We start from the raw sequence: 10859 nt of genomic DNA, 5'->3' as shown, positions 1-10859 counted from the left end.
CGGATTATATCCCAACCGACCGGTACTTTTTACCTTGCCCTTGAGATACTTCTGAACTCCAATCGCCTCCATTACATGGTCAAACGCTATTACCGGATCAGAAATTTCTAATAAATCTGAAACAAATACTGGAAATCTTCCTTGCTTTGGTGTATAATTGATTTCGGTATTATTGTTCACAAACTTATTATACCACAACAGGCACATAACCGTCCATGCTTTCGGTTATGTGCCTGTCTGTTTTTTGGGGGTGTTGTTTCACAGCCCCTTCTTTTTTAATATACAAAATATTATTAATTATGAAAGAGTGAAAATTAACTAAATTCCAATATTTATTAATATAATTTGAGCAAAGTATAAATTAACCGCCCAAATAAGCCTTTTTGATTTCATCACTGCTTGCCAGTTCCTTGCCTGTGCCCGACAACTTAATTCTGCCCGATTCAAGAACATATGCTCTGTCGGCAATTTGCAATGCCATCTCTGCGTTTTGCTCAACAAGCAAAACAGTGGTTCCTGATTTATGAAGCTCGGTAATAATATCAAAAATCTGCTGAACAAGTATCGGGGCAAGTCCCATAGATGGTTCGTCAAGCATCAGAAGCTTGGGCTGGCTCATCAAAGCTCTGCCCATTGCAAGCATTTGCTGTTCACCGCCCGAAAGTGTTCCTGCAATCTGATTTCTGCGGTGCTTCAGTCGCGGGAAACGATTAAAAACATCAAGGATTCCGTCTTTGGTGTAGGCACTGTTTGTGTATGCACCCATCTCAAGATTTTCCTGAACAGTCATTTGCAGAAAAACATGTCTGCCCTCAGGAACATGGGCAAGTCCTTTTGAAACCAGCTTGTCCGCCTTGATATGAGTAATATCCTCACCCATAAGAGTAATGCTTCCTGTTTTTGTTCTCAAAAGTCCCGAGATAGTGTGCAAAGTTGTGGTTTTTCCGGCACCGTTAGCACCGATTAGGGCAACTATCTCATCAGGGTGAACCTCAAGCGAAATATCCTTTAATGCGTGAATTTGACCGTAATAAACATTGATGTTATCAACTTTCAGCATTAGTTTCACCCTCCTTTGCCTCAACCTTTTTGTCGTTCTTTTTTCCAAGATATGCTTCGATAACCGTCGGATTGCTCTTGATTTCGTCAGGCGTACCCTTGGCAATAACCTTGCCGTGGTCAAGAACACAAATGCCCTCACAAATGTTCATAACGAGGTTCATATCGTGTTCAATCAGCATTACGGCAATCTGGAAATTATCTCTGATTCGTCTTATGTTGTTCATAAGCTCAGCTGTTTCCGACGGGTTCATACCTGCGGCAGGCTCATCAAGCAAAATAATGCTTGGCTTGGTTGCAAGTGCTCTTGCAATTTCAAGTCGTCTCTGTGCACCGTAAGGAAGTGAGCCGGCAGGGAAGTTTGCCATATCTGCCATTCCGAAAAAGTCAAGATACTCAAGAGCCTGTTCGTTAGCCTGTTTCTCTGTTTTTCTATAACCGAACAAATGTGTAAGGCACACCGCAAGATTTTCCTTTGTCAGGTTATGAAGTCCGACCTTTACATTATCAAGAACCGACATATGACCGAAAAGTCGAATATTTTGGAAAGTTCTTGCAATTCCCATTTTGTTTACCTGAGCCGTACTTTTCTTCGAGGTTGAAACGCCGTCAAGCATAATGTCTCCCCTTGTGGGCTGATAAACATTTGTCAGCAGGTTAAATACGGTAGTTTTGCCTGCTCCGTTTGGTCCGATAAGACCTGCAATTTCTGTGCGGCCTACTGCAAGAGTGAGGTCGTCAACGGCTGTAAGACCGCCAAAATCAATACCCAAGTGGTTTGTTTCAAGGATAGGCGGTTTGTTTACATCACGTTCAGGCACAATGGATTTTGACGGAAGCGGAACCATTTTACTCATTGTTTACAGCCTCCTTTGTCTCCGAATCATTCTGCGACTTTCGCTTTTTTGATGAAAGTTTTGCCATAACAGAGTCACGGAATTGAATTGCCTTTTCGCTGTTTGTGGCAATCATAACGATTATAAGCACAATTGCATACAAAAGCATTCTGTAATCGGCAAATTCTCTTAAAATCTCAGGCAGCATATAGAGAATTGTTGTTGCAACGATTGAACCGACAATATTACCCATACCGCCCAGTACAACGAATACAAGAATAAGAATTGAAGTATTAAAGTCAAATTTCTTTGCTGCAACCGTTGAGAAGTTCATTGCATACAAAGCTCCTGCCATACCTGCAAGCACCGCAGAAATAATGAATGTTGTAAGTTTGTACTTTGTTACACCGATACCGACTGATTCGGCGGCAATTCTGTTGTCACGAATAGCGGTTACGGCACGTCCTGTTTTGCTGTTTATAAGATTCAAAACAATAAACAAAGCGAATAAAATAAGTATAAAACCTGCCGTTAATGTTGCAAGTTTTGGGATTCCAACCGCACCCTGAGGACCGTTGATAATGATTTTACCGTTTTCCATTCCAAGGTCGTTTACACTCTTTAAACTAAAATGCAATCCGCCCATATCAACACCAACGTAAAGACAGTTCATAATGTTTTTTATAATTTCGCCGAAAGCAAGCGTTACGATGGCAAGATAGTCGCCGCGAAGTCTAAGTACCGGAATACCGATTATAAGACCTGCGATACCTGCAAACAATCCACCGATTATCATAGCCACAAGTAAAAGTAACGGACCCGAACCCATTGAGCTTTGCAGGCTTACCGCCGCAATAACGCCCGAAAAAGCTCCAACGCTCATAAAACCTGCGTGGCCAAGGCTAAGCTCGCCCAAAAATCCAACAGTCAGGTTAAGTGAAAGTGCCATTACAATATATGTGCAAATCGGCACAAGCTGTCCGCTCAACGAGTTGCTTATTGCGCCTGTGGACTGCATTGTAAGGGCTACCACAAAAAGTATTATTACAAGGCCGTATGCCGAAATGTTGGTGCGGGTTGATTTTTTTAATCTTTTATATTTATTAGCAAAACCTGCCATAATACACCTCACACCTTCTCCGTAATTTTCTTGCCGAGCAAACCGGTCGGCTTAACAAGCAGAACAACTATCAGAACACCGAATACTATTGCATCGGCAAGTTCCGATGATATGTATGACTTGCTGAAAATTTCAATAACGCCAAGCAAAACGCCGCCAATCATTGCGCCCGGAATAGAACCGATACCGCCGAATACTGCCGCTGTAAAGGCTTTTATGCCCGGCATTGAACCTGTTGTCGGAGTGAGAGCAGGATAAGCGGAGCACAGCAATACGCCGGCAATAGCAGCCAAGGCACTGCCGATAGCAAATGTAATGGCAATTGTTTTGTTTACATTAATACCCATAAGCTGGGCAGCGTCTTTGTCTTCGGAAACCGCTCTCATTGCCTTGCCCATTCTGCTCTTCTTTGTAAACACTGTCAGGCAAATCATAATTACAACACAGGCTGCAACTGTTACTATTGATTCACCCGTAATAATAAGGTCGCCGTTAAAAAGCGATACCGAGCCAAACGGTACTACCGAGCTGAATGTCTTAGGAGCGCTGCCCCAAATTAAGAGAGCCGCATTTTGCAATAAATAGCTTACGCCGATAGCGGTAATAAGAACTGCAAGAGACGACGCTTTTCTAAGCGGTCTGTATGCAAGCACCTCAACAATAACACCGAGCAACGTACATACAACCATTGCTATCAGTATTGAAACAATCGGCGGCAAAGATAAATAAGTCATAGAGCAAAAGCACATATATGCGCCTACCATAATAACATCGCCGTGGGCAAAGTTAAGCATTTTGGCAATGCCGTAAACCATTGTATATCCCAATGCAATTATGGCGTAAACGCTTCCAAGACTTATGCCGTTAATAAGGTTAGAAACTAAAGTCATATTCATTTGCACCTCTGAATTTATAAATGTGTGTAAAAAGCGAAAAAGAGGAGGCCGTAATTTAAACGACCGCCTCATTATCGCAGACGTAATTTTAGATTATATTAATCCGGTTTGATAAAGCTTATGCAGACTGAATTACATACCTACATAAACGCCGTTCTTGATAACCATACCCTTTGGCTCTTTAGAAACTTCGCCTGTATCAGACCAAGACACGTTGTTACCTGTAAGTCCGCTGAATGTGAAGTCTGAGCTTGTAAACTCTGCAATGAGCTTATCGCAAATATCAGAAGCAGACATATCTGCTGTTACCGAAGCCTTTTTGGCAGCTTCATAAATTGCATAAACGCAATCGTATGCGTCTGCTGCAAACTGGTTAGGTGTGTCCTCATATTTCTCTTTGTAGGTCTTTACAAAGTTCTGTGTAAGGTCATCTGTTGCGTCAGCAGTAAACGGAGTAAGAAGCATTACATCTTCGGCAAGGCTCTTGTCAAAGTTGTCAAGTGTAAGAATACCGTCCATACCGTCAACGGAGAAAATCTTAGGCTCGTACTTCATTTTGTTTGCCTGAGCAAGAATCATTGAAGCAGGAGTGTAATAAATCGGAAGGAAAAGAAGGTCTGCGCCTGCATCCTTTGCCTCGTTAAGCTGTGAAGTAAAGTCGTTTGCAGAGTCATCTGTAAATGTCTTTGCACAAACAATATCAAGACCAAGCTCTTTGGCTTTTGCCTTAAACTTCTGATAGATACCTGTTGAATAAGCATCAGAGTTGTTATAGATTACTGCAATCTTTGAACCCAGATTCTTTTCCTTTATATATGTTGCAGAAGCCACACCCTGGTTAGGGTCGGTAAAGCACATCTGGAACATACACTCTTTCCGAGCGATAGAAACGTTGCCGTCTGCATCAGGCTGACCACCCAAAACATCTGTTGACGAAGCCGACGGAGTAAGTGCAAATATGTGGTCGTTGTTTATTTCTGTTGAAACTGCGATACAAGGCTGTGTTGTAACTGAGCCCAACGAAACCTGCATTCCCCAGTCCTTAAGCTTATTATAAGCATTTACTGACTTTTCAGCGTCGTTTTCGTCGTCTTCAAACTTAAGCTCAAACTGAAGATCGCCCTTTTCGTTGATTTCATCAACAGCAATCTGTGCACCGTTCTTTACAGCCTGTCCGTAAATTGCAGCCGCACCGGTTACAGGGCCGATACCGCCGATTTTGAGTGCAGATGACGAACCGTTGCCGCCGTCACCCGAGCCGCTTGATTCAGAACTCGAACCGCAGCCGGCAAGACAAGTGCCAAGCATTGTTACAGCCAATGCAAAAGCTGCCGCTTTTTTGAACATTTTCATTTTGACTACCTCTTTCATAAGAAAATAAATATAATATCTATTCAAGGAAAGTTCCTTGAAATTAACAAATAAAAAAGCGACCTCACATAAGCAAAGTCGCAAATAAAGCTGATAATTACGATTTGCTTTACCAAGCTAAATCGGAACTGACAGATTACTTTCAACCCTACTCCTCATATTAACCTGAAGAATGTCGGTTATAATGCCTGTAATTTTGACCACATCTGTAATTTTCACCAAAATCAGCTTGCTAATTCGTGATAAAAAAACAGACACTGCAATAGCGGCAGTGTCAAGCAAGGAAATATTTTTTACGGCACAACAATTTGCAGCTGCACAAAAAGCACCTGTACTGCAAAAAGAAGACTTTTTATAAAAATCACGCACCGTAATCACTTCCTTATTAAAGATAATACAATATTTAATAATATCATCAAAAATATAAGTAAATAGTAGCATAAACTTTTATCTTTGTCAATAGAAAGCACACATAAACCATCGGTAATTTGAATTTTTCAGTTTTCGATTATGCAAAATCGTAAGTTAAAAGAGTAATATGGGAATTACAGTCAACAGGTTGTGTTCAGATTCAATATGCAAACAAAACTAAGGCTTGACATTTGATAAACCAAACGCCAAGCCTTTTAGGGTTTTGTGATTCAGCCTGTCGCAGTCAGCTAATACGCGCATACAGGCTTATGGGTATAAAATGGATTTTGAAATGAATTGCAAAAAGCACTTTCAATTTTGTGCTCAGCTCAACCAATAGCCACGGCCTTCAACTGTCAGGTCGTTTCCGTTATCGGTTGCCATATAATTTACACCGTTATAGGTGCAGTACAACTTTACTCCTACTCCGTTAGGCTTGTCAACAACCAGCTGATAATAATAATGCTCGCTGTCACCATAAAGATATGTAAGGCTGGAATAAAGATTGCTTAAAGTATATGTACCATAATAAGCAGTACCCTCGGAGTTGCTTGTAAGCTTTACTGTGATATTGCTGAAAGAAACTGATTTTGGAATCTTCAAAGTAAAGTTATATTTGCCGTCATTCATTTTATAACGATTGGTACAATCAATCACAGAATGGTTTTCAATATAAGATGCGTTTGAAGCGCTTACCGACTCCACAATGCTTGTGTCATTGGTAGCTGCAAATGCACTCATAGAAGCGGCTGAGGTTGAGAGTAGTGTTGCGGCAGTCATAACAACTGCCAATGTTTTTTTGATTGAGTTTTTCATAAGAAATCTTCCTTTCTTTAATTTGTTGTCTATATTATAGCTTATAATATTCAAAAAAATTGTCGAATTTTGTATTAAACGTGAATTTTTTCATTGTTTTCATTTATAAACCATTATTATGCAACAAAATCTGTAATGAGAATCTCCGTCTCATTAATTATTACTTCATAAAATTCAAAACACTTGAAAAAAATTATTATTATAGTATAATAGAAATGTTATAAACTGGGGTATATAATCTAAAGTGCAAATGTTCCCCGCCTATAAGGCAGCGGGTACCGCATCAGAATTTCAGCCTGAGTGTAATTTCATACTGAAACGCTGGGGAGTTCAAAGTTCATTTGCACCGCTTGCAGTCTATCGCAAGCTATCGAATCGGAGCGTCGCTCAGATTTAAATAACCTTTACCCTGAGTTACGGAGGATATATTATGGCTGACAATAAAAAAATGGTTGAAGCTATCACAAGCAGAGATGAGGACTTTGCAAAGTGGTATACAGACATTGTAAAAAAAGCGGAACTTGTTGACTATTCAGGGGTTAAAGGCTGTATGGTAATCAGACCCTACGGCTATGCAATTTGGGAGAATATGCAGGCTGACCTTGACCGCAGATTCAAAGAAACAGGACACGAAAATGTGTATATGCCTATGTTTATTCCCGAAAGTCTTCTTCAAAAAGAGAAAGACCACGTTGAGGGATTTGCGCCCGAATGTGCTTGGGTAACAATCGGCGGACAGGAAAAACTCAACGAACGTCTTTGCGTTCGTCCTACATCCGAAACCCTGTTTTGCGAACACTATAAAAAAATCATTAATACATACCGTGACTTGCCAAAGCTGTATAATCAGTGGTGCAGCGTGGTAAGATGGGAAAAAACCACTCGTCCTTTCCTGCGTACATCCGAATTTTTGTGGCAGGAAGGTCACACAATGCACGAAACAGCAGAAGAAGCAAAGGAAGAAACCTTAAGAATGCTTCACGTTTATGAGGACTTTTACAGAGAAACACTTGCTATCCCTGCTGTTGTCGGTCAGAAAACCGAGAAAGAAAAATTTGCAGGTGCAGAAGCAACCTACACCATTGAACCTATGATGCACAACGGCGTTGCTTTGCAGGGCGGAACTTCACATTACTTTGGCGACGGATTTGCAAAGAGCTTTGGTATTACATTCACAGGCAGAGACAATAAACAGCATTATCCGCACCAGACTTCATGGGGTGCTTCAACAAGAATGATTGGCGCATTGATTATGGTTCACAGCGATGATGACGGTCTTGTTCTTCCGCCAAAGATTTCTCCGATTCAGGTTGCTCTTATCCCTGTTGCTCAGCATAAAGCAGGCGTGCTCGAAAAGGCTGATGAATTAAAAGCAGAACTTGCAAAGAAATTCAGAGTTAAGCTTGATGACTCTGACCATGCTCCGGGATGGAAATTTGCCGAATACGAGATGAAGGGCGTTCCGGTAAGAGTTGAAATCGGACCAAAAGATATTGAAAAGAATCAGTGCGTTGTTGTAAGACGTGATACAAGAGAAAAGGCTTTTGTTCCGCTTGACAATGTTGTTGAATACATTGAAAAACTTATGGTAACCATTCATAACGATATGTACGACAGAGCGCTTAAAAACACTCAGGAAAAGACTTTCACAGCTACAAATTATGATGAATTTATTGATATTGCAAAAAATCATCCGGGATTCATTAAAGCTATGTGGTGCGGCAATTCAGAGTGCGAAGACAAGCTAAAGGACGTTACCGGAGGCGTAAAGAGCAGATGTATTCCGTTTGAGGAAGAACATATTGCCGATACCTGCGTTTGCTGCGGAAAGCCTGCAAAACATATGGTATACTGGGGAAAACAATATTAATACTTATTTATATTAAACTCACAAGGGGGTGAGAGGATGCCTATTAAAGTTCAAAGCAATTTGCCCGCAATTAAGGTTCTTGAATCGGAAAACATATTTGTTATGCCGGACGATATTGCACTCAGGCAAGACATACGACCGCTTAAAATTTTGATTTTGAATCTTATGCCCACAAAAATTGCAACCGAAACTCAGCTTCTCAGGTTGCTTGGCAACAGTCCGCTTCAGGTTGATATCGAACTTTTACAGATGGCTTCTCACACCTCAAAAAACACCTCTACTCACCACCTCACCACCTTTTATAAGACGTTTAATCAAATTAAAAACGAAACCTTTGACGGGCTTATTATTACAGGTGCACCGGTGGAACACCTTGAATTTGAGGAGGTTGACTACTGGGACGAGTTGTGCGAAATAATGGAATGGTCAAAGCACAACGTCTATTCAACATTCCACATATGCTGGGGCGCACAGGCAGGACTTTATTACCACTACGGAATAAAGAAATATCGGCTTGATAAAAAACTCAGCGGCATTTATTCGCACAAGGTCTTGAATCCAAATCATCCGCTTATGAGGGGATTTGACGACACGTTCGAGCTTCCGCAATCGAGATATACGGGAGTGCACGAAGCGGATGTCAGAAAATGTCCGTATCTTGAAATACTTTCAATATCCGATATGGCAGGAGTGTCCGTAGTGGTAAATAAAACCGGAAGACAGGTTTATGTTACAGGTCACGCAGAATATGACAGAGAAACGCTTGCCAATGAATATTTCAGAGACAAAAACAAGGGTCTTAACCCTGATGTTCCCTACAACTATTTTCCTCAGGACGATGCATCAAAAACTCCGCCGATGGTATGGAGAAGCAACGCAACACTGCTGTATACAAATTGGCTCAACTATTTTGTATATCAGGCTACCCCATACGACTTGCACGAGCTTCTTGAAAAATATCCGCATTAAAAATTATCTCCCTTTTAGCCTTATAGCTAAGAGGGAGATTTTTTATCTGAATTTACGATTGATTGGACAGTACAAAGAGTATTAGCTGCTCTGAGTTTCAGTGGAAAATTATAACACTTCCACTGGAATTTTTATATGACCACTGCCTTAAAAAGGGAGAATAAGCAATCAAATATTTACTTTTTTTCATCAAGCAGCGTTACACCCTGGGGTGGATTTGCATTTATTGCACCTACAACAGGATGTGTAAAATACGGTTCTTCAAGATATGCAAAATCAATGGTGCGGTGCATACTTTAAGGAATCATATACAAAGTTACACGGCAGAAGCTTGTATGCAACTGCCGCGTTTTCTGAACAAATTATTTCTTTATTATAATCAAATTTAACCTTTATGACGAGAAGATACTCAAAATCTTAGTTAGTTATAATCACCCATCGGAGCAATGAGCAGTTAATATGCCGCTTTAAGCAACCGTATAAATTTTAACCTCCGGCTCTCCGTTCCAAAGCGGCTTTAAGCCAACAAAAACATCATTTTGAAACAATGCGCTCGAAAGATATGCCTGTGCATGTTCTGCGCTGTCAAATCCATGAAGAACCTGCACGTCCTCGTTGCGAATTAAAAGCTCCTTTGTAAGCGCACCGTCAATGGTGTCCAAAAACGGCTTTCGATAGTCCGTATAAACTTTTGCCGCTGCTGCCCTGTTAGCATCATCAATTTTCATAGTTATTTCCAAATAAGCATTTACTTTCATAATTAAAAAACCTCCTGTTTTGCTCTTTATTGAGCTTGAGCCTATTATATATTCGTTGCTCCTACAAAACAATATATAAGCGAATTTATTAGTTACTAATTAATTTGATAGTAACTTGTATAATGACAAGTTAAATGATAAACTGTGTTTATACGTATAATACAGGAGGAATAAAAATGTATAAACCAAAGCTGCAAAAGGATATACGCTGTCCGTTGGAATACGGACTTGATGTATTCGGCGGCAAATGGAAATCAAGAGTTATATGTGTTTTAGCGGAAAAGAATACGCTTAGATACAGCTCAATACGCCGAGAGATGACAAATATAACAGACGCTGTCCTTGCCGCTACGCTAAAAGAGCTTATTGGTGACGGAATCATTGAACGCAAACAATTTAATGAAATTCCACCAAGGGTTGAATACAGCCTTACAGAAAAAGGAATTTCGGTTGTTCCGATTTTGCAGAGCATTTGCCGCCGGGCAGGAGCATATCATAAAGAAGAAAACGGAAATGCTATGCTGCAATGTCAAAAATGTGACTACAACAAATAGGATAAAATTTTTAGGCTTTAATAATATTATTGCATATATTGAGCTTTAAATTTTTTCGTGTCGTTTACATACTTTTTATATAAAAAATACGAGGAACTTTAACCTTCCTCGTATTCTTGGTCTGCCCGAAGTACAATTTTTGAACGTTAACTTTCTTCTCGTCTGATGGGTTCACCTGCTTTTGGAAGATTCCATCATC

Annotated in this window: 11 protein-coding genes and 1 pseudogene; 3 read left to right on the top strand and 9 right to left on the bottom strand. The window is 40.4% G+C overall.

The window, feature by feature from the left end; translation table 11 throughout:
* The 8 genes and pseudogenes from BLP46_RS13235 to BLP46_RS11955 all read right to left on the bottom strand — a co-directional run.
* A pseudogene (locus BLP46_RS13235) lies at positions 1–180 on the bottom strand (IS1182 family transposase); the annotation flags it as partial.
* A 181-nt stretch (positions 181–361) separates the two neighbouring features.
* The gene (locus BLP46_RS11985) at positions 362–1060 is read right to left on the bottom strand and encodes an ABC transporter ATP-binding protein (RefSeq protein WP_092979227.1); all 699 of its coding nucleotides are present in this window, start codon (positions 1058–1060) and stop codon (positions 362–364) included.
* Positions 1047–1907 carry an ABC transporter ATP-binding protein gene (locus BLP46_RS11980; protein WP_502686001.1) on the bottom strand — a complete coding sequence of 287 codons (861 nt, stop codon included), beginning with the start codon at positions 1905–1907 and terminating at the stop codon, positions 1047–1049. The genes BLP46_RS11985 and BLP46_RS11980 overlap by 14 nt, the downstream gene beginning before the upstream one ends.
* 1 nt (position 1908) lies before the next feature.
* On the bottom strand, positions 1909–3015 hold the full coding sequence (locus BLP46_RS11975; protein WP_092979223.1) for a branched-chain amino acid ABC transporter permease: 1107 nt from the start codon (positions 3013–3015) through the stop codon (positions 1909–1911).
* A gap of 8 nt (positions 3016–3023) precedes the next feature.
* On the bottom strand, positions 3024–3905 hold the full coding sequence (locus BLP46_RS11970; RefSeq protein ID WP_092979231.1) for a branched-chain amino acid ABC transporter permease: 882 nt from the start codon (positions 3903–3905) through the stop codon (positions 3024–3026).
* 138 nt (positions 3906–4043) lie between these two features.
* Positions 4044–5258, bottom strand: coding sequence for an ABC transporter substrate-binding protein (locus BLP46_RS11965; protein ID WP_092979229.1), 1215 nt, complete (start codon positions 5256–5258; stop codon positions 4044–4046).
* A 141-nt stretch (positions 5259–5399) separates the two neighbouring features.
* Positions 5400–5651, bottom strand: coding sequence for a hypothetical protein (locus tag BLP46_RS11960; protein WP_092979221.1), 252 nt, complete (start codon positions 5649–5651; stop codon positions 5400–5402).
* A gap of 366 nt (positions 5652–6017) precedes the next feature.
* Positions 6018–6509, bottom strand: coding sequence for a hypothetical protein (locus BLP46_RS11955; RefSeq protein ID WP_092979220.1), 492 nt, complete (start codon positions 6507–6509; stop codon positions 6018–6020).
* Between the two features lie 430 nt (positions 6510–6939).
* Between BLP46_RS11955 and proS the strand changes: the two genes are divergently transcribed.
* The gene (gene proS / locus BLP46_RS11950) at positions 6940–8379 is read left to right on the top strand and encodes a proline--tRNA ligase (RefSeq protein WP_092979219.1); all 1440 of its coding nucleotides are present in this window, start codon (positions 6940–6942) and stop codon (positions 8377–8379) included.
* Between the two features lie 36 nt (positions 8380–8415).
* On the top strand, positions 8416–9348 hold the full coding sequence (metA, locus tag BLP46_RS11945) for a homoserine O-acetyltransferase MetA (RefSeq protein WP_092979218.1): 933 nt from the start codon (positions 8416–8418) through the stop codon (positions 9346–9348).
* Positions 9349–9815: 467 nt separating this feature from the next.
* Here metA and BLP46_RS11940 read toward each other — a convergent pair whose 3' ends face one another.
* Positions 9816–10106: a hypothetical protein gene (locus BLP46_RS11940; protein ID WP_092979216.1), complete on the bottom strand. Its 291-nt coding sequence runs from the start codon at positions 10104–10106 to the stop codon at positions 9816–9818.
* A 176-nt stretch (positions 10107–10282) separates the two neighbouring features.
* On the opposite strand from BLP46_RS11940, the gene BLP46_RS11935 reads away from it, so the two are divergent.
* A complete protein-coding gene (locus BLP46_RS11935; protein WP_092979215.1) occupies positions 10283–10660 on the top strand; it encodes a winged helix-turn-helix transcriptional regulator in 378 nt (125 codons plus the stop codon).
* The last annotated feature ends 199 nt before the right edge of the window (positions 10661–10859 follow it).

The sequence above is a fragment of the Ruminococcus sp. YE282 genome (genome assembly GCA_900101355.1).
GTDB lineage: Bacteria > Bacillota > Clostridia > Oscillospirales > Acutalibacteraceae > Ruminococcoides > Ruminococcoides bromii_A.
Note: the sequence above shows the minus strand (reverse complement) of the source record. Positions and strands in the feature narration are given on the sequence as shown.